This window comes from Aromatoleum petrolei, assembly GCF_017894385.1.
Lineage (GTDB): Bacteria > Pseudomonadota > Gammaproteobacteria > Burkholderiales > Rhodocyclaceae > Aromatoleum > Aromatoleum petrolei.
On the sequence record NZ_CP059560.1, the window covers coordinates 4,871,099 to 4,890,892 of the forward strand.

Annotated in this window: 21 protein-coding genes; 13 read left to right on the forward strand and 8 right to left on the reverse strand. The window is 65.7% G+C overall.

From position 1 onward, the window contains the following. The first annotated feature begins 105 nt into the window (after positions 1-105). The 7 genes from ppx (at position 106) to ToN1_RS22315 (ending at position 6,931) form a co-directional block, all read left to right on the forward strand. Entirely contained in the window at positions 106-1,614 is a 1,509-nt protein-coding gene (gene ppx / locus ToN1_RS22285; RefSeq protein WP_169205011.1) for an exopolyphosphatase, read from the forward strand. A gap of 6 nt (positions 1,615-1,620) precedes the next feature. Further along, positions 1,621-2,745 carry an MlaE family ABC transporter permease gene (locus tag ToN1_RS22290; RefSeq protein WP_169205012.1) on the forward strand — a complete coding sequence of 375 codons (1,125 nt, stop codon included), beginning with the start codon at positions 1,621-1,623 and terminating at the stop codon, positions 2,743-2,745. Continuing rightward, positions 2,742-3,521 carry an ABC transporter ATP-binding protein gene (locus ToN1_RS22295; RefSeq protein ID WP_169205013.1) on the forward strand — a complete coding sequence of 260 codons (780 nt, stop codon included), beginning with the start codon at positions 2,742-2,744 and terminating at the stop codon, positions 3,519-3,521. The genes ToN1_RS22290 and ToN1_RS22295 overlap by 4 nt, the downstream gene beginning before the upstream one ends. Continuing rightward, positions 3,521-4,474, forward strand: coding sequence for an MlaD family protein (locus ToN1_RS22300; protein WP_169205014.1), 954 nt, complete (start codon positions 3,521-3,523; stop codon positions 4,472-4,474). Before ToN1_RS22295 ends, ToN1_RS22300 begins: the two co-directional genes overlap by 1 nt. 17 nt (positions 4,475-4,491) lie before the next feature. Then, positions 4,492-5,100, forward strand: coding sequence for an ABC-type transport auxiliary lipoprotein family protein (locus ToN1_RS22305; protein WP_169205015.1), 609 nt, complete (start codon positions 4,492-4,494; stop codon positions 5,098-5,100). A 213-nt stretch (positions 5,101-5,313) separates the two neighbouring features. Beyond that, positions 5,314-6,117 carry an enoyl-CoA hydratase gene (locus tag ToN1_RS22310; RefSeq protein WP_169205016.1) on the forward strand — a complete coding sequence of 268 codons (804 nt, stop codon included), beginning with the start codon at positions 5,314-5,316 and terminating at the stop codon, positions 6,115-6,117. Between the two features lie 43 nt (positions 6,118-6,160). Next, positions 6,161-6,931, forward strand: a complete 771-nt coding sequence (locus tag ToN1_RS22315) for a TatD family hydrolase (protein ID WP_169205017.1) — start codon at positions 6,161-6,163, stop codon at positions 6,929-6,931. Positions 6,932-6,985: 54 nt separating this feature from the next. Here the strand turns inward: ToN1_RS22315 and ToN1_RS22320 are convergent, their stop codons facing one another. Continuing rightward, entirely contained in the window at positions 6,986-7,597 is a 612-nt protein-coding gene (locus tag ToN1_RS22320; RefSeq protein ID WP_169205018.1) for a TetR/AcrR family transcriptional regulator, read from the reverse strand. A gap of 184 nt (positions 7,598-7,781) precedes the next feature. Between ToN1_RS22320 and ToN1_RS22325 the strand changes: the two genes are divergently transcribed. From ToN1_RS22325 to ToN1_RS22335, 3 genes are all read left to right on the forward strand, one after another. Beyond that, positions 7,782-8,531: an electron transfer flavoprotein subunit beta/FixA family protein gene (locus ToN1_RS22325; RefSeq protein WP_169205019.1), complete on the forward strand. Its 750-nt coding sequence runs from the start codon at positions 7,782-7,784 to the stop codon at positions 8,529-8,531. 2 nt (positions 8,532-8,533) lie between these two features. Beyond that, complete coding sequence (locus tag ToN1_RS22330) at positions 8,534-9,466, forward strand: electron transfer flavoprotein subunit alpha/FixB family protein (protein WP_169205020.1); 933 nt, start codon at positions 8,534-8,536, stop codon at positions 9,464-9,466. 86 nt (positions 9,467-9,552) lie between these two features. Beyond that, the gene (locus ToN1_RS22335) at positions 9,553-11,349 is read left to right on the forward strand and encodes an acyl-CoA dehydrogenase (protein WP_169205021.1); all 1,797 of its coding nucleotides are present in this window, start codon (positions 9,553-9,555) and stop codon (positions 11,347-11,349) included. Positions 11,350-11,462: 113 nt separating this feature from the next. On the opposite strand, the gene ToN1_RS22340 is transcribed toward ToN1_RS22335, so the two are convergent. The 6 genes from ToN1_RS22340 to ompR are packed head-to-tail and all read right to left on the reverse strand — an operon-like array spanning position 11,463 to position 15,641. Then, positions 11,463-12,245 carry a peptidylprolyl isomerase gene (locus tag ToN1_RS22340; RefSeq protein WP_169205022.1) on the reverse strand — a complete coding sequence of 261 codons (783 nt, stop codon included), beginning with the start codon at positions 12,243-12,245 and terminating at the stop codon, positions 11,463-11,465. Then, positions 12,245-12,535, reverse strand: a complete 291-nt coding sequence (locus ToN1_RS22345) for a BolA family protein (protein WP_169205023.1) — start codon at positions 12,533-12,535, stop codon at positions 12,245-12,247. Before ToN1_RS22345 ends, ToN1_RS22340 begins: the two co-directional genes overlap by 1 nt. Next, on the reverse strand, positions 12,532-12,831 hold the full coding sequence (locus ToN1_RS22350; protein ID WP_169205024.1) for a YciI family protein: 300 nt from the start codon (positions 12,829-12,831) through the stop codon (positions 12,532-12,534). The genes ToN1_RS22345 and ToN1_RS22350 overlap by 4 nt, the downstream gene beginning before the upstream one ends. After that, complete coding sequence (locus ToN1_RS22355; protein WP_169205025.1) at positions 12,831-13,439, reverse strand: septation protein A; 609 nt, start codon at positions 13,437-13,439, stop codon at positions 12,831-12,833. Before ToN1_RS22355 ends, ToN1_RS22350 begins: the two co-directional genes overlap by 1 nt. Before the next feature lie 41 nt (positions 13,440-13,480). Beyond that, positions 13,481-14,932 (reverse strand): ATP-binding protein, encoded by a 1,452-nt coding sequence (locus ToN1_RS22360; protein WP_244860859.1) that lies wholly within the window; start codon positions 14,930-14,932, stop codon positions 13,481-13,483. Continuing rightward, positions 14,904-15,641: an osmolarity response regulator transcription factor OmpR gene (ompR, locus tag ToN1_RS22365; protein WP_169205027.1), complete on the reverse strand. Its 738-nt coding sequence runs from the start codon at positions 15,639-15,641 to the stop codon at positions 14,904-14,906. The genes ToN1_RS22360 and ompR overlap by 29 nt, the downstream gene beginning before the upstream one ends. Before the next feature lie 679 nt (positions 15,642-16,320). Here ompR and tsaB point away from each other — a divergent pair. From tsaB to ToN1_RS22380, 3 genes are read left to right on the forward strand one after another with little or no spacing between them, the layout of a single operon-like run. Further along, complete coding sequence (gene tsaB, locus ToN1_RS22370; RefSeq protein WP_169205028.1) at positions 16,321-17,013, forward strand: tRNA (adenosine(37)-N6)-threonylcarbamoyltransferase complex dimerization subunit type 1 TsaB; 693 nt, start codon at positions 16,321-16,323, stop codon at positions 17,011-17,013. 23 nt (positions 17,014-17,036) lie between these two features. Continuing rightward, on the forward strand, positions 17,037-17,462 hold the full coding sequence (gene rimI / locus ToN1_RS22375) for a ribosomal protein S18-alanine N-acetyltransferase (protein ID WP_169205095.1): 426 nt from the start codon (positions 17,037-17,039) through the stop codon (positions 17,460-17,462). A 32-nt stretch (positions 17,463-17,494) separates the two neighbouring features. Next, on the forward strand, positions 17,495-18,385 hold the full coding sequence (locus ToN1_RS22380) for a uracil-DNA glycosylase (RefSeq protein ID WP_169205096.1): 891 nt from the start codon (positions 17,495-17,497) through the stop codon (positions 18,383-18,385). Positions 18,386-18,424: 39 nt separating this feature from the next. Here ToN1_RS22380 and lplT read toward each other — a convergent pair whose 3' ends face one another. Beyond that, on the reverse strand, positions 18,425-19,678 hold the full coding sequence (lplT, locus tag ToN1_RS22385) for a lysophospholipid transporter LplT (RefSeq protein WP_169205029.1): 1,254 nt from the start codon (positions 19,676-19,678) through the stop codon (positions 18,425-18,427). Positions 19,679-19,794 lie beyond the last annotated feature (116 nt).

Sequence of the window (19,794 nt, forward strand, 5' to 3'; positions counted from 1 at the left end):
GGCGCTCTGTCGGTCGAGCTTGCCGCAAACCCCAGTGCGGGGCGACTTCCGTGTGGGGTGATAGAATGCCCTCTTGCCCCGTAGCCGTCGCCTTCGCCACTATCCATGATGCACGAGCTGATCGCCGCGATCGATCTCGGATCCAACAGTTTCCGGCTACAGGTCGGGAGGATCGTCAACGACCAGATCTATCCGCTCGACGGGCTCAAGGAAGCGGTGCGCCTCGCGGCCGGCTTGTCGCCCAACAAGCTTCTCGATGCTGCGGCCCGGGAGCGCGGTCTGGCCGCACTGCAGCGCTTCAACGAACGCCTGCGCGGTTTCGACGGTGAATCCGTGCGTGCGGTGGCGACGAATACCCTGCGTGTGGCGAAGAATGCGCCGGCCTTCCTGGTGCAGGCGGAGGCCGCGCTGGGCGTGCCGATCGAAGTCATCGCCGGCCGCGAGGAAGCCCGGCTCATCTACGTCGGCGTCGCCCACACGCTGCCCGACCCGCACCGCCAGCAGCTCGTCGTCGACATCGGCGGCGGCTCCACCGAATTCATCATTGGCAAGAGCTTCGAGCCCCTCCTGCTCGAATCGCTGTACATGGGCTGCGTCAGCTACAGCCTGCAGTACTTCCCGGATGGAAAAATCGACAAGCGCGGGCTGAAGGACGCCGAGATGGCCGCCAGCCGCGAGCTGCAGGCAATCGCCCACGCGTACCGCGAGGTGGGCTGGGAAGTGGCCGTGGGGTCGAGCGGTTCGGCCAAGGCGCTGGTCGAGATCCTCGAACAGAACGGCCTGTCCGAAGGCGGCATCACGCGCGACGGGATGGAGCGCCTGAAAGCCATCCTGCTGCGCGCGGGCAGCCTCGACCGCCTGCAGCTTGCCGGGCTCAAGGGTGACCGCCTGCCGGTCCTGCTCGGCGGCTTCGCGATCATGTCGGCGGTCTTCAAGGAATTCGGCGTCGAGCGCATGGTGTTCTCGGAAGGTGCGCTGCGTCTGGGTGTGCTGTACGATCTTCTCGGGCGCTATCACCACCACGACCTGCGCGACGCCACGGTGTCGGCATTCGTCGCGCGTTACGGGGTGGATCGCCGCCACGCCGACGAGGTCGCGAACACCGCAGCCCACCTCTTCGCGGGGCTCGTTCCCGAAAGCGTGCATGGTGAGGGTGCGCATCCCGACCTGCGTTACCTGCGCTGGGCGGCCCTGCTACACGAGATCGGCATATCGGTCGCGCATTCGAGCTATCACAAGCACAGCGCCTACATCCTTGCGAACGCGGACATGCCCGGCTTCTCGCGCATGGACCAGGGGCGGCTCGCGCGCCTCGTGCTTGCGCATCGCGGCAAGCTCGAGCGCGTGGCGGCGCTCGATCCCGACAGCCCCGACTGGCTGCTGATCGTCTGCCTGCGCTTGGCGGCCGTCATCCACCGCGCGCGCGACGGCCGCGGCGTACCTCCGATCCAGCTGCGGCGCGACGGCCGAGGTTTCATCGTGACGGCGAAGGAGGGCTGGCTCAAGCAGTTGCCGCTTACCGCGGCCGCGATCGACGAGGAGCAGCGGCAATGGTTTTCCGTCGGGCGCAGCCTCGTCCTGCATACGCACACAGGCCGCACGCTCGCCGCCTGAGGACGAATGCGCAGCCCCGAGATCGCCACCGATGCGGCGACTGCGCCCGGCGCACGCAGCCTGGTGCGCCTGCAGGGCGACTGGACGCTGCGCGCACTGGCCCAGCGGTTGAGCACCTTCCGCGAACAGCTGGCGGGCAGGCGCGACGACGTGGCGTGGTCGCTGAACGGCATTTCGCGCCTCGACAGCTTCGGCGCCGCGCTGATCTGGCACGCGTGGGACAAGCGCTGGCCCGAACGCATCGAAATCTCTGAAAATCTGCGCGCGATCATCGAGCGTGTGGCAGCCAGCGCGGAGTCGCCGCTGCCGCGGGTGCCGCGCTTCAACCTCGTGGACGCTGTCATCGTTCTCGGGAGCACGCTGCTTTCGTTCCGCAATCACGCGCTCGACTTCACCCGCCTGCTCGGCCAGTTGTGCCTGGATCTCGCTTACCTCATGCGCCATTCGGCCGAGTGGCCCCTGCGCGAGATCTCTGCCAACGTATACAAGGCCGGCTTCAAGGCGATGCCGGTGGCGGCACTCGTGGGCTTCCTCATCGGCGTCGTCATGTCCTATCTTTCGGCGTTGCAGCTGCGCGCCTTCGGTGCGGACATCTTCATCGTCAACATCCTGGGGCTCGGCATCATCCGCGAGCTCGGGCCGGTGCTGGTGTCGGTGCTGGTAGCCGGCCGTTCCGGTTCAGCGATGACCGCCCAGCTTGGCGTGATGCGCGTCACCGAGGAAATCGACGCCCTCTCGGCGATGGGGATCTCGCGCACCATCCGCCTCGTCCTGCCCAAGGTCATCGCGCTGACACTGGCGATGCCTTTGCTGGTCTTGTGGACCTCATCGGTCGCACTGCTCGGAGGTATGCTGTCGGCGTGGCTGCAGCTCGATCTCGGCATGGCCTTCTTCGTGGAACGCCTGCCGCAGGTCGTGCCGCTCGCGAACCTCGTCATCGGTTTCGCCAAGGGGGCGGTGTTCGGGCTGATGATCGCCCTGGTGGCCTGTCATTTCGGCCTGCGCGTCAGCCCCAACACCGAAAGCCTGTCGGCCAACACGACGGCCTCGGTCGTTTCGTCGATCACCGTCGTGATCCTGATCGACGCGCTGTTCGCGATCGCCACACGCTCGATCGGGGTGCCGCGATGAACGCGAAGCCGGTGATCGAGCTGCACGGCATCGTCACGCGCTTCGGCGCCACGCGGGTGCACGATGGCGTTGACCTGACCGTGCATCGTGGCGAAGTGGTCGCGCTGGTCGGTGGGTCCGGCAGCGGCAAGACGACCCTGCTGCGCCACATCATCGGCCTCACGCGGCCGGCCGCGGGCGAGGTGTCGGTGTTCGGTGCGCCGCTGTTTTCCGGTAGCGTCCGCGAACAGCGCATGCGACGGCGCCGTTTCGGCGTGCTGTTCCAGCACGGCGCATTGTTCTCCGCGATGAATGTTGCCGATAACATCGGTTTCCCGCTGCGGGAACTGCGCGTCGCGACGGAAGCCGAGATTGCCAACCTCGTCGCCCTCAAGCTCGCGATGGTCGAACTCGACCGCTCGACGGCACTACTGATGCCCGCGGAGCTCTCGGGCGGAATGGTCAAGCGTGTGGCCCTCGCGCGTGCCCTTGCGCTCGAGCCCGAACTGCTGCTGCTCGACGAACCGACGGCGGGCCTGGACCCGGACCGCAGCATGGCCTTCGTCGAACTCGTGCGCAGCCTGCAGCGTCAGCTCGGGCTGACCGTGGTGCTCGTGACCCACGACGTCGACACGCTCGCAGCGCTGGCGACCAAAATCGCGATACTCTCGGATCGACGCATCGTGAGCTGCGTCTCGCTCGAGGAAACGATGGAACTGGACCACCCCTTTGTCGACGGCTTCTTCCGCAAACCCTTCGGCCTGCGCGCAGGCGTCCGGAGCGGAGGGGTGCGCTGATGGAAAACCGTGCCCATGCCCTTGCGGCGGGACTCTTCGCCATCGTTCTCGGCGCCGCGCTGCTCGCATCGCTGTGGTGGTTCGCCGACGACGGTGACTCGCAGCGCACCTACATCCTCGAGTCGGCCGGCACCGTCACGGGCCTCAACCTCGAGGCACGGGTGCGCTATCGCGGCATGGCCGCCGGGAAGGTCTCCGACATCGCCATCGACCCCGAGGATCCGCGCAAGATCCTCGTCCATATCCGCCTGCGCAACGACATTCCGCTGACGAAAGGCACACGCGCCAGTCTCGCCTATCAAGGGGTCACCGGGCTCGCCTACGTCCAGCTCAACGACCGTGGCGAAAATCCGGAGCCACTGGTGGGGGAGGGCGATGAACCACCGCGGCTGAAGATGGAACCTGGGACGATGGAGCAACTCTCCGACACGGCCCTCGACGCCGCGCGCAGACTCAGACTCGTTGCAGACAAGCTCGGCGATCTCGTCACGGACGAGAACATCCGCCGGGTTGGAAATACCCTCCAGAAACTGGAGTCGGCGGCGGCGGGGGCGGACCGGACGCTGGCCGACGCGCCGAAGACCCTGGCATCGATCCGTGCGGTTCTGAACCAGGAGAATCTGACCCGGCTGTCGAGTACCTTGCAGAATCTGGAGCGTGCGAGTGTCGACGCCGGGCCGGCCATCGGCGAACTCAAGATGCTGATGACCCGGCTGTACGGGCTCGCCGAGCGTCTCGATGCAGCGACTGCTGTTACGGGCGAGCAGGTGACCAACGAAACCCTGCCGCAGCTCAACGCGCTGCTCGATGAACTGAAAGGAACCTCGCAACGTATCGGGCATCTCGTCGAGGAAGTCGACGCTTCTCCGCAGATGCTGTTGCTCGGACGCGATCCCGTCCCTGCCGGCCCCGGCGAAACCGGATTCAACGCCAACGCGTCCCCGACCCGATGAATTTTCACGGAACTCTCATGACATTTCGTAACTGGAAGCGGGGAGTGAGGATCCTCGCCGCGCTCTGCGCGGGTCTTGCGCTGGGTGCCTGCGGCGGTCTGCCGCAACGCTCGGCCGTGCCCGCCATCTACGATCTCGGCGTGGCCGAGGCCGCTTCCCCGGCGCCTGCCATCCTGCCGTCGAAAATCGAAGTCCGGGCGCCGTCCTGGCTCGCAACATCGGCAATGCAGTATCGGCTTGAGTACCGTCAGCCCGCGCAACGCCAGATGTTTTCCGAAAGCCGGTGGGCCGCCCCGCCGGCCGAAATGCTGCAGCGGCGGCTGCTTCAGGCCCTGTCGGCACCGTCTTCGACCGGCGGCGGCTGCCGCCTGCGCCTTGAAATCGACGAATTCACCCAGGCGTTCGACGCCCCCGAAGCCAGTGCTGCGGTCATCAACGCCCGCGCCGAACTGTTGCCGCCGAGAGGTGAGAATGCGGTCGCGCGGCGGACGTTCGCGATGCGCGAGCCTGCGCCCAGTGCGGACGCGCGGGGTGGGGTTACCGCATTCCGCAGGGCGGGCGAACGGCTCGCGAACGAAATCGGGCACTGGGGGGACGGGATCGGTGCGGGGGTGTGCGGCCGCTAGTGCAGCGTTGTGCCCTATGTGGCACTCCAGTTTGCAGGGCGGACCTCACGACCCTTCAAGGGTCGGACTGGGGTGGGGAAGGGGGCGCTCCAAAATGCTCGCTGCAATTCCATCCCGGGAGCTGATCACGGCCCGGCACCTCCTCCGCTTCGTGGTCCGATAGGGCAAAATAAGAACTTCATTACACAGACAAACATCACGGGAGAGATAACGATGAGCGCACTGCCTCAGCAATCCGACAACGCACCGATTCTTCTGCGCCGCGACGAGGGGGGCGTTGCATACCTGACGCTGAACCGGCCCGGCCAGTTCAACTCCCTCTCGCGTGCGATGCTCGAAGCCCTGATCGACGAGATCGACGCGATCGCGAAGGATACGAGCGTGCGCGTGGTCGTGCTGGCGGGCGAGGGCAAGGCCTTCTGCGCCGGGCACGACCTGAAGGAGATGCGCGGCAACCATACGCTGCAATTCCAGCAGGATCTCTTCCGCCTGTGCGGCAAGTTCATGGTGAAGCTCACCGAGCTGCCGCAGCCCGTCATCGCCCGTGTCCACGGCATCGCGACCGCGGCCGGCTGCCAGCTCGTGTCGATGTGCGACCTCGCCGTTGCCGTCGACGTCGCACGCTTTGCCGTATCGGGCATCAACGTCGGCCTCTTCTGCGCGACCCCCAGCGTGGGGCTGTCGCGCAACATGGGGCGCAAGGAAGCGTTCGAGATGCTGGTGACCGGCGACTTCATCGACGCCGCCGAAGCGCAACGCCGCGGCCTCGTGAACCGCGTCGTGCCGCTGGAGGCGCTCGACACCGAGATCGCCAAGCTCGCCTCCGCGATTTGCGCCAAATCGCCTCTCGCGATCCGCATGGGCAAGCAGATGTTCTACCGCCAGCTCGAGATGGGCATGGAGGCCGCCTACCAGATGGCAGCGGAGACCATGGCCTGCAACATGATGAGCGAGGACGCGGCCGAAGGCATCGATGCCTTCATCGCCAAGCGCAGACCGGAGTGGCGCGGGCGCTGACCGCAACGGGGCAGGGGGTGCCCGCAACCCCGGCGCCGCTCCAATGCTCGTCGATACGCACATCCACCTCGATGCCGTCGAGTTCGACGCGGACCGCGCGGCGGTAATCGCGGCCGCGCGCGCGGCGGGCATTGCACGCTTCGTCGTGCCCGCGGTCGAGGTCGCGAATTTCGACAGGGTTGCGGCGCTCTCGGCCACCAATGCCGACATCGTCCACGCCTTCGGCATCCATCCCATGTATGTCGGTGGCGCGCGCGGGGAGGATCTCGACATCCTGCAGGAGCGTCTCGCGCATGGGCGGGCCGTCGCGGTCGGGGAGATCGGCCTCGATTTCTACGGGGAGGATTTCGACCGAGCGACGCAAGAGCAGTATTTTGTCGAACAGCTCAAGCTCGCCCGCCGTTTCGGGCTTCCCGTCATCCTCCATGTCCGGCGCGCAGTCGATGACATTCTCAAGCAGCTGCGCCGGATCGAGGTGCCTGGCGGCATCGCTCACGCCTTCAATGGCAGTCGCCAGCAGGCAGATGCCTTCATCGCGTTGGGGTTCAGGCTCGGGTTCGGCGGGGCGATGACTTTCGACGGCTCGCGCCGAATCCGCAACCTCGCGGCGACGCTGCCATTGGACTCGATCGTGCTCGAAACGGACGCGCCGGACATCCCCCCCGCCTGGGCCCAGGGAAGGCGCAACGAGCCGGCCGATCTGCGTCGCTTTGCCGAGGTGCTGGCCGGACTGCGCGGCCTCTCCGTCGCCGAAGTCACAGAGGCCACGGGACGGAACGCCTGCGCCGTCCTCCCTGCGCTGGCTTGCGGCTGATTCGGGAGTGTCCAGGCAAAATGACTGGTCCGCGAGCAGCGGCGTCGGGGGGCCTCAGCCGCTGGTCGCGGCAGCCTTGCGCTTCATGCTCGCCGACTGCGCGATGAGCTCTGCGATATCGCGTTTCAGGCGTGTCACGTCGCTGTCGAACTTGTCGTAGATCATCAGCGAGATGCCGAACACGTAGGCATATAGCAGCATGCAGCGGCTCGACGCTTCCTCCATCGGCACCCCGCACGCGAGGAACAGATCGCGCGCGCAGCGCAGGCGGATGTCGTCGACTTCGGCGACGATCGCCGCCGCGTCGGCGTCGCGACGCGCCCAGTCGCGCACTGCGAGTTCGATTGCGGCACCGCGCCGGCTGCGGCTCGTGCTATAAACATCGATTACGTGATAAATCTGCTCCAGCTCCCGGCCGGGCTGGGCGCGCGTCTGCTTGACGATGTCGCGGATCCGCCCGTCCTTCCACACATGAAGGACGGCCAGCAGCAGATCCCGACGATCCTGGAAGTGCCAGTAGAAGCTGCCTTTCGTGACCTTCAGGCGCTTTGCGAGCACTTCCACGCGAAGTCCGGCGATGCCCTCTTCGGCGAGGACCTCGGTGGCGGCGCTTACCCATGCGTTGCGGTCGAGCTGGACGCGCGGTTTTAGAGGCTTGTTTTCCATACCACCCAGTATTGACTAAAGGATTACCATACGGTACCGTATGCACTCCATACCCATGCGTATGGAACGATTTTTTCGGTCGGCGGTCAAGTGTTCATCGCAACGGCGTATTTTTGGTCTGGTGGCGGTAACATGATTCCCTTTCCACAATTTCGACCGACCTAACACGCAAAGGAGCGCGGCATTGAAGATCCTGGTACCCGTCAAACGCGTAGTCGATTACAACGTCAAGGTGCGAGTCAAGGCTGACGGCACGGGCGTCGATATCGCGAATGTGAAGATGTCCATGAACCCCTTCGACGAAATCGCCGTCGAGGAAGCAGTGCGGTTGAAGGAAGCCGGCATCGCCACCGAGGTCGTGGCGGTGAGCTGCGGCGTTGCGGCCTGCCAGGAGACGATCCGTGCCGCGATGGCGATCGGTGCCGACCGCGGCATCCTGGTCGAGAGCGACGCTGACCTGCAGCCGCTGGCCGTGGCGAAGCTGCTCAAGGCGCTGTGCGACAAGGAGCAGCCGACGGTCGTGATCTGCGGCAAGCAGGCGATCGACGACGACTCGAACCAGACCGGCCAGATGCTGGCCGCGCTGATGGGCTGGCCGCAGGCCACCTTCGCCTCCAAGGTTGCGCTCAGCGACGGCGTCGCCAACGTGACGCGCGAGATCGACGGCGGTCTTGAAACCCTCGAGATGAAGCTGCCGGCGGTCGTCACCACCGACCTGCGCCTCAACGAGCCGCGCTACGCGACGCTGCCGAACATCATGAAGGCGAAGAAGAAGCCGCTGGAGACCGTGAAGCCCGCGGACCTCGGCGTCGATGTCGCGCCGCGCCTGGCGACGCTGAAAGTGGCCGAGCCGCCCAAGCGCAGCGCCGGCGTGCGCGTTGCGGACGTCGCGCAACTCGTCGACAAGCTCAAGAACGAAGCGAAGGTGATCTGAACATGGCGATCCTGGTTATTGCAGAACACGACAACGCGAGCCTGAAGGCCGCCACCCTCAACACCATCTCGGCCGCGGCGAAGCTCGGTGGCGAGGTTCACGTGCTGGTCGCCGGCGCCAACTGCGGCGGTGCCGCCGAGGCTGCTGCGAAGATTGCAGGCGTGGCGAAGGTGCGCGTCGCCGACGCCGCCCACTACGAGTCCCAGACGGCAGAAAACGTCGCCGCGCTCATCGTCGCCAATGCTGCGGGCTACACCCACATCCTCGCGCCCAGCACCGCCAACGGCAAGAACGTGGCCCCGCGCGTCGCCGCGCTGCTCGACGTCGCGCAGATTTCCGACATCGTCGCGGTGGAATCGGCCGATACCTTCGTGCGCCCGATCTACGCCGGCAACGCGATGGCGACTGTGAAGTCGTCCGACGCCGTGAAGGTGATGACCGTGCGCACGACCGCCTTCGAAGCAGCAGGACAGGGTGGCTCGGCCGCCGTGGAAGCCGTCGCGGCTGCTGCGGATTTGGGGCTGACCAGCGTCAAGGGTCGCGAGCTCACCAAGAGCGCGCGCCCCGAACTCGGCGCCGCCAAGATCATTGTCTCCGGCGGCCGCGGTCTGGGCAACAGCGAGAACTACCACAAGCTGCTCGAGCCGCTCGCCGACGCCCTGGGCGCGGCGCTGGGTGCCTCGCGTGCCGCGGTCGACGCGGGCTACGTGCCGAACGACTACCAGGTCGGCCAGACCGGCAAGATTGTCGCGCCGCAGCTCTATATCGCGGTCGGCATCTCGGGCGCGATCCAGCACCTCGCCGGCATGAAGGACTCCAAGGTGATCGTCGCGATCAACAAGGATCCGGAGGCGCCGATCTTCCAGGTGGCGGATTACGGCCTCGTCGGCGATCTGTTCGAAGTCGTGCCGGAGCTGGCCAAAGCCGTCGGCTGAATGCTTTAGAAATATAAAAAAGTTGGACAAGGACTGCGCCCGAATGGGCGCAGTTTCACAATAAGCAGGTCTCGGGAGAAGAACACATGAGTCAATACACTGCGCCGATCCGCGACATGCAGTTCGTCATGCGTGAGCTGGCCGGCCTCGACGAAGTCGCGAAATTGCCCGGCTGCGAGGAAGTGTCCGCGGATCTGGTGGACGCGATCCTCGATGAGGCGAACAAGTTCGCCAGTGGCGTCCTCGCGCCCCTGAACCGGACTGGCGACCAGGAAGGTGCCAGATGGGACAAGGGCGAGGTCCGCACCGCGCCGGGCTGGAAGGAAGCCTACAAGCAGTTTGCCGAAGCCGGCTGGACCGCTCTTGCGTGCGAACCCGAATTCGGCGGCCAGGGGCTTCCCAAGCTTGTCGCGACCGCAGTGATGGAAATGTGGAAGGCCTCGAACATGGCCTTTTCCCTGTGCCCGATGCTGACCAGCGGCGCGATCGAAGCGGTCACGCTCAGTGGCACCGACGAACAGAAGGCAGCGTATCTGCCGAAGATGGTGAGCGGCGAATGGACCGGCACCATGAACCTGACCGAACCGCAGGCCGGTTCCGACCTCGCGGCGGTGCGCACGCGCGCCGAACCGCAGCCTGACGGCACCTACAGGATTTTCGGCCAGAAGATCTTCATCACTTACGGCGAACACGACATGACGGACAACATCGTCCACCTCGTGCTCGCCCGCCTGCCGGACGCCCCGGAAGGCGTGAAGGGCATCTCGCTCTTCGTCGTGCCGAAGTTCCTGCTCAACGCAGACGGCACGCCCGGTGCACGTAACGACGTCCACTGCGTGTCGATCGAACACAAGCTGGGCATTCATGCCAGCCCGACCTGCGTGCTCGCATTCGGCGACCACGGTGGCGCGATCGGTACCCTTGTCGGCGAGGAGAACCGCGGCCTCGAGTACATGTTCATCATGATGAACGAAGCGCGCTTCGCCGTCGGCATGGAAGGCGTGGCCCTGTCCGAGCGTGCCTACCAGCATGCGCTGGCCTATGCCAAGGATCGCGTGCAGGGCACAGAGATGGGCGTGCGCGGCGGCCCGAAGGTGTCGATCATCCATCACCCCGATGTGCGCCGCATGCTGATGTCCATGAAGTCGCAGACCGAGGCCATGCGCGCGCTGGCCTACGTCGTGGCAGCGGCGAACGACGCAGCGCATCGCGATCCGGACGCCGCGGTGCGCGCGGAAAACCAGGCTTTCGTCGACCTCATGATCCCAGTCGTGAAGGGCTGGTCGACCGAGAACTCGATCGACATCGCGTCGACCGGCGTGCAGGTGCACGGCGGCATGGGCTTCATCGAGGAGACCGGTGCGGCGCAGCACCTGCGCGATTCGCGCATCACGACGATCTACGAGGGCACGACCGCGATCCAGGCGAACGACCTCATCGGCCGCAAGACGGCGCGCGAAGGCGGGGTGACCATCAAGGCCCTGATCGCGGAGATGCGCGGCGTGCTCCCCCTGCTCGCCGAAAGGGGTAGCGACGAGTCGTTCGTGGCGATCGGCAAGTCCCTCGAGTCGGGCATCGCCGCACTGGAAGCCGCGGTCGAGTATGTGCTCGCCACCTACGGCAAGGACATCAAGGCCGCTTCCGTGGGCTCGGTGCCTTTCCTCAAGCTTCTCGGCATCGTTGCGGGCGGCTGGCTCATGGCGCGTGCCGCGCTGGTGTCGTCGCAGCGCATCGCCGAAGGCTCCTCGGACGAGTTCTACAAGACCAAGATCGTCACCTCGCGCTTTTACGCCGACCACGTCCTGCCGCAGGCGCAGGCGCTGTCCTACACGGTCGTGAATGGCGCCGCGGGTGCGCTGGCGCTCGACGAAGCGCAGTTCTGACGACGCAGCGGAGGAGGGTGACAGCCCTCCTTCGCGTGTTTCGGGATGAAGTGATGCAAAAAAGGGCCGCCCCGATCACTCGGGGCGGCCCTTTGCGTTTCAGCTCGGGATGCTTACTGGACTTTCGCCTTGGCGCGCAGATCCATGATGTGCTTCTCGATCTTCTGCTGTTGCAGGCGCTGCTCCAGCTGCGGCTTCACTTCCTCGAAGTCGGGTGCCTTCAGGTCGCGCACGTCGTCGAGCTGGATCACGTGATAGCCGAAGTCGCTCTTGACCGGCGTCTCGCTGTACTTGCCCTTCTCGAGCTTGACCATGGCATCGGAGAACGGTTTCACGAACATGCCCGGATTGCTCCAGCCGAGGTCCCCGCCGTTGTCCTTGGAGCCGGGGTCCTTGGACTGCTTGGCCAGCGCGTCGAACTTCTCTCCGGCCTTCAGCTTCGCGATGATCGCCTTGGCTTCGTCCTCGGTCTCGACCAGGACGTGGCGGGGCTTGTATTCCTTGGAGCCCATCTTGCTCTTGACGCTGTCGTATTCCTTCTTCAGGTCGGCGTCAGTGATCGGGTTGGCCTTCACGTAGTCCTGAATATAGGCGCGCAGCAGCACGGCCTGGCGGGCGAGGTCCATCTGGGCCTGCACTTCGCTCTTCTTGTCGATACCCTTCTTTGCGGCCTCCTGGGCCAGAACTTCGCGGCGGATCAGTTCCTCGCGCACTGCGTCGCGGAGCTGCTGGTTGTCCGGAGCGCCCTGGGCACGCTGCTCGTTGAACATCACGTCCGCGCGCGCCGCGGGGATTGCCGTGCCGTTCACCGTGGCGGCCGGGCCGGCCGCATGGGCTGCCTGGCCGATCAGGCCGGCCATGAGACAAAGAGCGAGACGGCTGGGAAAGCGAATCATCAAAGTTCCTTTCTGGTGGGTTGAGTGTTGGCCTCTTCGGCCGTCAGGGCGCGAATGGCGAGGGCATGGATGCGGGTGCGCATCAGCTCGCCCAGCGCGCCGTATATGAGTCGGTGGCGTGCCACCGTATTCTTGCCGATAAATGCGTCCGACACCATCGTCATGCGGTAGTGTCCTCCGCCGCCTTTCGCGCCGGCATGTCCGGCGTGCAGGGCACTTTCGTCCTCGATCTCGATCGAGAGTGGATTCAGCGGCGCGAGCCGGTTCCTGATCTCGTCAATCACGCTCACGGCAGGACCTTCTTGTACGGGCGGACGCTGGTGCGGGCGAACACGCCATTCGCGACGTAGGGGTCTGCTGCGAGCCAGGCTTCGGCTTCGGCCTGCGAGGGGAATTCGGCGATCACGAGGCTGCCGAAGAAGCCGGCCGGGCCGGGGTCTGGCGAGTCGATCGCGGGCATCGGCCCGGCGACAACGAGTCGTCCCTCGTCACGGAGCTTCTCGAGGCGTGCGAGGTGTGCGGGGCGCACGGCCATGCGGACGTCGAGTTGGCCCGGGGCGTCTTCGCCCGTCAGCACGTAAAGCATCAGCTGGTTTCCTCCTGGATGTGTTTGGAGAGGTAGAGGCCCTGTGCCAGGACAAACAGTAGCATCAGGCCCATTCCGCCGAAGAGCTTGAAGTTGACCCAGGCCTCTTCGGAAAAGTTGTAGGCGACGTAAAGGTTGAGGACGCCCATGCTGATGAAGAACGCCGTCCAGGCATGGCTGAGGCGCCCCCATACCGGCTCGGGCAGGCGTACCTGCGCTTCGAGCATCTTGCGGATCAGGTTGCGCCGGAACAGCAGTTCCGAGCCCGCCAGCGTAATGCCGAACAGCCAGTACAGCGCGGTCGGTTTCCACTTGATGAAGGTGGGGTTGTGGAAGAACAGCGTTGCGCCGCCGAACACGACGATGATCGCCAGACTGACCCATAGCATCGTGTCGACTTTGCGGTGCCTGAACCATACCCAGCCGATCTGGCCGATCGTGGCGAGGATTGCGACCGCCGTTGCTATGAGGATCGGTGCCTGTGCAGTCTCGATGCCGTTGCCGAGAATCCTGCTGGCGAGTTCGTGCGCCGCAGCCGGATCGTGTCCTGCGAACTTGTAGGCGGCAAAGAAAAGGATGACGGGAAGCAGGTCGAAAAGAATCTTCATGCGCGGGGATTATAGCGAGTCGGCGCTGCAAGCGGTTCGCTCTACTCGCTTCCAGCCTCGCTGCCGGCGGCGAGCATTCTCCCGCGTCTGGGTCCTTCGAGCGGCAGGTGGATGACGGCGCGCAGGCCGCCGCCGCTCCGGGCACGCAGTTCGAGACGGCCCTCGTGGGAGGCGACGATGCGTTCGACGATCGCGAGGCCGAGGCCTGCGCCCTTGGTATTCGAGCGGGCCGTCTCGAGGCGGGTGAATGGATGGCGCATGCGGTCCATGTCCGCCTCGGGAATGCCCGGGCCACGGTCGGCAACCTCGATCAGGGCTTCGTCGCCGCGGCTCGAGAGGATGAGGCCGATCGGGCTTTCCTCGCCCGCATAGCGCACGGCATTGTCGATCAGGTTGCGGACCGCGCGCCGAAGCGGCAGGGTGCGCACGGGTGCGGAGAGGCTTGGCGGCGTGTCGAGGTGCACCTTGATGCCGCGCAGCCGATAGGGTTCGGCGATGTCGGCGAGCAGGCCGACGAGGTCTTCAAGCTGGAGGGGCTCCTGCGGCTCGCCGCGGCCGAAATCGAGGAACTGGCCGATGATGCGGTCCATCTCCTCGACGTCGGTGACCATCGCTCGGACATCGGTTTCGGGGGCGCCGGACATCTCGATGCCGAGCCGCAGGCGTGCAAGGGGAGTGCGCAGGTCATGCGAAACACCGGCGAGGATCAGGGCGCGGTCGGCGTCGGTGCGGGCGAGGTCGCCGGCCATCTGGTTGAATGCCCGTGCAACGGTGGCGATCTCCAGCGGCCCGTTCTCGGGCAGGTGCGGCGGGGTGCGCCCGCTGCCGACGACGCGTGCCGAGCGAGCCAGGTTGCGCAGCGGGACGCCGATGCGCGAAACGATCATGTAGGCACCGATCAGCGCGGCGAGGAGCGCGCCGCCGCCCCATACGAGCCATTCCAGGGCGCCGGTCTGCTCCAGCCGTTCCGACGGGAGCATCAGCCAGAAGTCCTGTTCGTCGTCGGGGTCGAGACGGAAACTCACCCAGAAACCGTCCAGCGCCTTCCAGCGCGAGGCGAATCGGGTGTGGGTGCCGAGTTGGCGGCGGACCTCGTCAGTCAGCAGCCGCATGCCGCGGGTGTTGGGCAGTGGCTCGAGCTCGTCGCTTGGTTCGGCCGGGTAAATGCGCATGCCTTCCAGCGCGGCGAGTTCGATCAGCAGTTCGGTGCGCCGCTCGACTTCGGCATTGATGAGCGCCGCGCGCGTGAGGTTCACCACGCTGGCGACCATCTGCGCAAGGCGGCGTGCGCGCGCCGGCTCCTCGAAATGGCTGAAGATCTGCGACCAGGTCGCGAGCGCGAGGGTAAGGAGCAGGGCAATAAGGAAGAAGGTCTGCCACAGGAGCGTGCGCGGCAGGAGCCGCGCGATGCGCGACTCCTGGCCGGGGGCCGCCGAAGCCTCCCCCGCTTCCGACACGGACAGCTCAGGCTTCGTTGGCAGGCTTCGATTCATCCGGCACGAATACGTATCCGAAGCCCCACACAGTCTGGATGTAGCGCGGTTTGGCGGGGTCTTCCTCGACGAGCTTGCGCAGGCGGCTCACCTGCACGTCGATCGCGCGGTCGAAGACCCCGTATTCACGGCCTCGCGCCAGTTCCATGAGCTTGTCGCGGGACAGCGGCTGGCGCGGATGCTGGAGCAGGACCTTGAGCAGGGAGAACTCGCCGGTGGTCAGCGAGATCTCCTCGCCGTCGCGAACGAGCGAACGCACGCCGAGGTTGACCTGCACGTTGCCGAACTTGACGACTTCATCCTCGATCGTCGGCGCTCCGGGCAGCGTCGGCGGTTGCCGGCGCATCACCGCGTGGATGCGGGCGACGAGCTCGCGCGGATTGAACGGCTTGGCGAGGTAGTCGTCGGCGCCCATCTCTAGGCCGATGATGCGGTCGACGTCGTCGCCTTTGGCCGTGAGCATGATGATGGGGATGGCGTTCTGGTCGCCCCGCAGGCGGCGACAGATGGCGAGACCGTCTTCGCCGGGAAGCATCAGGTCCAGCACCATCACGTCGTAATGCTCGCGGTGCAGGGCACGATCCATGGACGCAGCGTCCACGACGGCCTTGACGGTGAAGCCCTGTTCCTGGAGGTAACGCGACAACAGTTCGCGGAGGCGAGCGTCGTCGTCGACCAGCAATACTCGATATCGGATCTTGGTGTTCATGGTGCGAATCCTATCCGGTTACATTTTCGCGTGCCAGCGCCGGACCCGAAGATTGGCGGGTAACGGGTAACGTTTCGTAAGGGCTTGGGAAATACGCAACACGCCCTTACACGTTGGCCTCTAAATCTTCCTCCGAGAGCGCCGTAAATACCAATACAAGGGTATGGTTTCATCGTCCGAAAGTGCAATGCCTACTCCGCCCGCAGCGATCATGGAAAACAGCAGTTCAACTTCCTGTACGGCATGTTCACCCTGTGACCGCGGGTCGCAGGGGCAACAAGCTCGACGTCGGGCGACGGGGATCCTGACTTTCCTGTTCGCCCTTGCGTCGACACTTGCTGCCGGCCCCGGCTTCGCTCGCGAAAGTCCGCCGTCGCACGCGGTCAAGGAAAGCGTAACGTCTCAAGGGCATGCAAGCACACGGGAGAAACGGCGCGCCGAGCTGCGCCGTGCGCTCATGAGCGGCCCTGAAGCCCCACGCCCTGTCGCGCCGGAGCCGCGACGACTGTCTCGCGAGCAGCGCGAGACACTCTACCAGGAGCTGCGGCAGGCGATGCGCGATGCGGATCGCCCGCGCAGCGTGACGGAGCGCTGAGCGGAGCTCGTCCGCGTTTCCGCGGCATGCATACCCGTTGCGGGCGCTGCGCAGATGGGCCGCTGCCGGTAAAATGGGCGGCTTATGAAAATCCTCTCGATCGAGACCTCGTGCGAGCACGCGAGCGTCGCCCTGTTGTTCGACGGCGAGACCGTGGAACGAAGCCTGGAAGGGCATTCGAATCATTCCGAACGCCTGCTGCCCACCCTGAAGATGCTGCTGTCCGAGGCCGGGATTGCGCTGGGTGCGCTCGACGCGGTCGCGTTCGGGGCCGGGCCAGGAGCCTTTACGGGCTTACGCCTCGCGTGCGGGGTGGCGCAGGGACTGGCGATGGGGGCAGATCTCGGGGTCGCGCCGATCTGCAGCCTCGAGGCGCTGGCGTTGCAGGGTTCGGGGGATGACATCTATGTCGCGACCGATGCCCGCATGGGTGAGGTGTACTCGGCGGCCTGTCGGTTCGTCGGCGGACTCCCCGTCATGCTTGCCCCGCCGACGTGCTGCCCGCCCGAAATGCTGGCATTGCCTGCCGGAGGGCGGTGGACCGGAATCGGATCGGCCTTTGCAGTCTATGGCGATCGCATTCCGCGCGAGGTGCTCGATCGGCTGGACCCTTTGCAGGGGGGGGCAGTGCCGCGCGCGTCAGATGTCGCGAGACTGGCGATGCGCATGGTCGAAGGCGGGATACTGGTCGCCGCCGATATCGCCGCGCCACTGTATGTGCGGGACAAGGTTGCGCTGACGACTGCCGAGCGCCTTGCGCGCGGAGGGCGGGCGTGAGCGGGGGATTCGCCTTCGTGCCCATGACGGACGCGGATCTGCCGTGGGTGGTTGAGAACGAGCGCGAACTGCATGCGTTTCCGTGGAGCGAAGGCAATTTCGCGGATTCCCTGCGCGCGGGCTACAACTGCTGGGTGATGTGCAACGACGCAGGCCCGGTTGCCTATGCGGTGATGCTGACGGTGATAGACGAGGCGCACCTCCTGAATATTAGCGTTACTCGGGGGGCACAGCGCAACGGCATTGGCGGGAAGTTGCTCGAACACCTGTTCTCCGTGGCACAGCAGACGGGAGCGACGCAATTCTTCCTTGAGGTGCGCCCGTCCAATACGCCTGCACTTGCTTTGTATGAGGGGCGCGGATTCGTCGCGGTCGGGCGGAGAAAGGGCTATTACCCGGCGCTCGACGGCGGGCGGGAGGAGGCGATCGTGATGAGGCGCGAACTGTGAGGCACGCGCGGCGCGATAGCGTGCTCCGCGAGATGGGCCTCGCTCCCGTGTGGCGATTGCGTGCAGGGCGCGCGGAGGAAAGTAGGGATCAGGGCGCGGACGGGGGGGCGACAGAACCCGTAGAGGCCTTGCCGGAGCCGGCGCCGGTCGCAACCGGTCCGGGTCGCGGCAGCGCGGCCTCGCCCCTGTCCGCGCCGCCCCAGACGGCGGCACTGTTGCCGGCACGTGAGGCGAATCGCGCGCGGGTGGCGCTTCCCCCCCGCGATCCGAAACCGCACCCGACGGCGGCTGCTGCTGTAGCACCATCCAGAGTGCGAAGGGCGGAGGTCGATCCTGCCCGGGCCGGCCGCATCGCGCGGATGGACTGGGACGAGCTGGAAGCCGATATGCGCGCCTGCGGGGCATGCCGCCTGTGCGAGAAGCGCAGGCAGGCGGTCCCCGGAGTGGGCGATCGCGGGGCTGAGTGGATGTTCGTCGGGGAGGGCCCCGGGTCCGAGGAGGATCAGCGCGGCGAGCCCTTCGTCGGTGTCGCGGGAAAGCTGCTCGATGCAATGCTGGCCGCAATCGGCCTCAAACGGGGCGAAAACGTCTATATCGCGAATGCGGTGAAATGCCGGCCGCCGCACAACCGCACGCCGCAGGCCGACGAGATCGCGACCTGCCACCCCTATCTGGCGCGCCAGATCGAGCTGGTGCGCCCGCGCATCCTCATCGCGCTTGGCCGCCCGGCGGCGCTTGCATTGCTGGATGCGGAGATCAGCATCGGCGCGTCGCGTGGCCGGGTGTTTCATCGTGGAGATACGCCCGTGGTCGTGACCTATCATCCCGCATACCTGCTGCGGAACCAGGCCGACAAGACCAAGGCGTGGGAGGATCTTTGCTTTGCGCGCCGCCTGATGCAGGAGCTTGCCGGGCAGGCGTGAGGCGAGCCGGGCGGGCCGCGAGGGCGGCCCGTGCCGGGGTCAGTGCCTGTGGTCTTCGAGCAGCGCGACCGAATCGACTTCGCGCTGGTTGAAGTTGTGGCGCCGCAGCACGAGGTACATCGTCCCGGCTACGAACAGTCCGAACATCACGATCACCGCGGTGATCGACAGCCCCGACATGATCAGCAGGGCGTACAGGCCGGTCATCATCAGGATGGACAGGTTCTCGTTGAAGTTCTGCACGGCGATCGAATGGCCCGCGCCCATGAGGATGTGGCCGCGATGCTGGAGCAGGGCGTTCATCGGCACCACGAAGAAGCCGGCCAGGCAGCCGACGACGACCATCAGGACCATCGCCAGCGTGGGCTGGGTGACGACGACCATGACCATCACCACCAGGCCCATGGCAATGCCCAGGGGGATGACCTGGACGGAGCGGCGCAGGCTGATCAGGCGTGCGGCCAGCACGGAGCCGAGCGCGATGCCGACGGCGACGACGCCCTGCATCATCGACGCCTTGGAAAGGTCGAAGCCGAGATTGTGCTCGGCCCATTTGATCACGATGAACTGCAGCGTGGCGCCAGCGCCCCAGAAGAGGGTGGTGACGGCGAGGGAGATCTGGCCGAGCTTGTCGCGCCACAGCAATTTCATGCAGTGCACGAAATCGTGGACGAGGTAGATCGGGTTGTTCTTGAGCGGCTTGTGGTCGACGCCGGTGTCGGGGATGCGCAGGTTGAACGCGGCTGCGGCAAGGTAGAGCAGTCCGACGATGGCGATGGTCGACTGCAGGGCGTTCCCGCTGACCATGGGCAGGCCGAGACTGGCGATCCAGTTCCCGACGTCGGGACGGATCAGCACGCCGCCGAGGACGGTGCCGAGGATGATGGCGCCGACGGTGAGGCCCTCGATCCAGCCGTTGGCGACGACCAGCAGGCGATGGGGCAGATATTCGGTGAGGATGCCGTACTTGGCTGGGGAGTAGGCAGCGGCGCCGAGCCCGATTACGGCGTAGGCGAAGAGCGGATGCGCGCCGAGGAGCAGCATGAGGCAGCCGCCGATCTTGATGGTGTTGCTGATGAACATCACCCGCCACTTGGGCATCGAGTCGGCAAAGGCGCCGACGAATGCGGCAAGCGCGACGTAGGAGACGGTGAAGAACAGCTTCAGCAGCGGTTCGTACGTTGCCGGGGCGGACATCTCGCGCAGCAGCGCGATGGCGATGATCAACAGCGCATTGTCGGCCAGCGCAGAGAAGAACTGCGCCGCCATGATGATGTAGAAGCCGAGCGGCATCGGGTGGGAGACGGCCGTCTGAAGGTGAAGCGCGGTTTATATCACGACATGTGTCAGTTTGTTGTGATTTGACTCATTGCCACGGTTCGCGCGGAGATGTCAGGTGAGTGTGAGAC

Bases quoted from the DNA above. Each gene is read 5' to 3' on its own strand.
- ToN1_RS22360 (WP_244860859.1), bottom strand. From the start codon at position 14,932: ATGAATCGAAGCCTGCCAACGAAGCCTGAGCTGTCCGTGTCGGAAGCG.
- ToN1_RS22315 (WP_169205017.1), top strand. From the start codon at position 6,161: ATGCTCGTCGATACGCACATCCACCTCGATGCCGTCGAGTTCGACGCG.
- rimI (WP_169205095.1), top strand. From the start codon at position 17,037: ATGACGGACGCGGATCTGCCGTGGGTGGTTGAGAACGAGCGCGAACTG.
- ToN1_RS22310 (WP_169205016.1), top strand. From the start codon at position 5,314: ATGAGCGCACTGCCTCAGCAATCCGACAACGCACCGATTCTTCTGCGC.
- ompR (WP_169205027.1), bottom strand. From the start codon at position 15,641: ATGAACACCAAGATCCGATATCGAGTATTGCTGGTCGACGACGACGCT.
- ToN1_RS22295 (WP_169205013.1), top strand. From the start codon at position 2,742: ATGAACGCGAAGCCGGTGATCGAGCTGCACGGCATCGTCACGCGCTTC.
- ToN1_RS22335 (WP_169205021.1), top strand. From the start codon at position 9,553: ATGAGTCAATACACTGCGCCGATCCGCGACATGCAGTTCGTCATGCGT.
- ToN1_RS22330 (WP_169205020.1), top strand. From the start codon at position 8,534: ATGGCGATCCTGGTTATTGCAGAACACGACAACGCGAGCCTGAAGGCC.
- ToN1_RS22355 (WP_169205025.1), bottom strand. From the start codon at position 13,439: ATGAAGATTCTTTTCGACCTGCTTCCCGTCATCCTTTTCTTTGCCGCC.
- ToN1_RS22340 (WP_169205022.1), bottom strand. From the start codon at position 12,245: ATGATTCGCTTTCCCAGCCGTCTCGCTCTTTGTCTCATGGCCGGCCTG.
- ToN1_RS22380 (WP_169205096.1), top strand. From the start codon at position 17,495: ATGGGCCTCGCTCCCGTGTGGCGATTGCGTGCAGGGCGCGCGGAGGAA.
- ToN1_RS22350 (WP_169205024.1), bottom strand. From the start codon at position 12,831: ATGCTTTACGTGCTGACGGGCGAAGACGCCCCGGGCCAACTCGACGTC.
- lplT (WP_169205029.1), bottom strand. From the start codon at position 19,678: ATGCCGCTCGGCTTCTACATCATCATGGCGGCGCAGTTCTTCTCTGCG.
- tsaB (WP_169205028.1), top strand. From the start codon at position 16,321: ATGAAAATCCTCTCGATCGAGACCTCGTGCGAGCACGCGAGCGTCGCC.
- ppx (WP_169205011.1), top strand. From the start codon at position 106: ATGATGCACGAGCTGATCGCCGCGATCGATCTCGGATCCAACAGTTTC.
- ToN1_RS22305 (WP_169205015.1), top strand. From the start codon at position 4,492: ATGACATTTCGTAACTGGAAGCGGGGAGTGAGGATCCTCGCCGCGCTC.
- ToN1_RS22320 (WP_169205018.1), bottom strand. From the start codon at position 7,597: ATGGAAAACAAGCCTCTAAAACCGCGCGTCCAGCTCGACCGCAACGCA.
- ToN1_RS22290 (WP_169205012.1), top strand. From the start codon at position 1,621: ATGCGCAGCCCCGAGATCGCCACCGATGCGGCGACTGCGCCCGGCGCA.
- ToN1_RS22300 (WP_169205014.1), top strand. From the start codon at position 3,521: ATGGAAAACCGTGCCCATGCCCTTGCGGCGGGACTCTTCGCCATCGTT.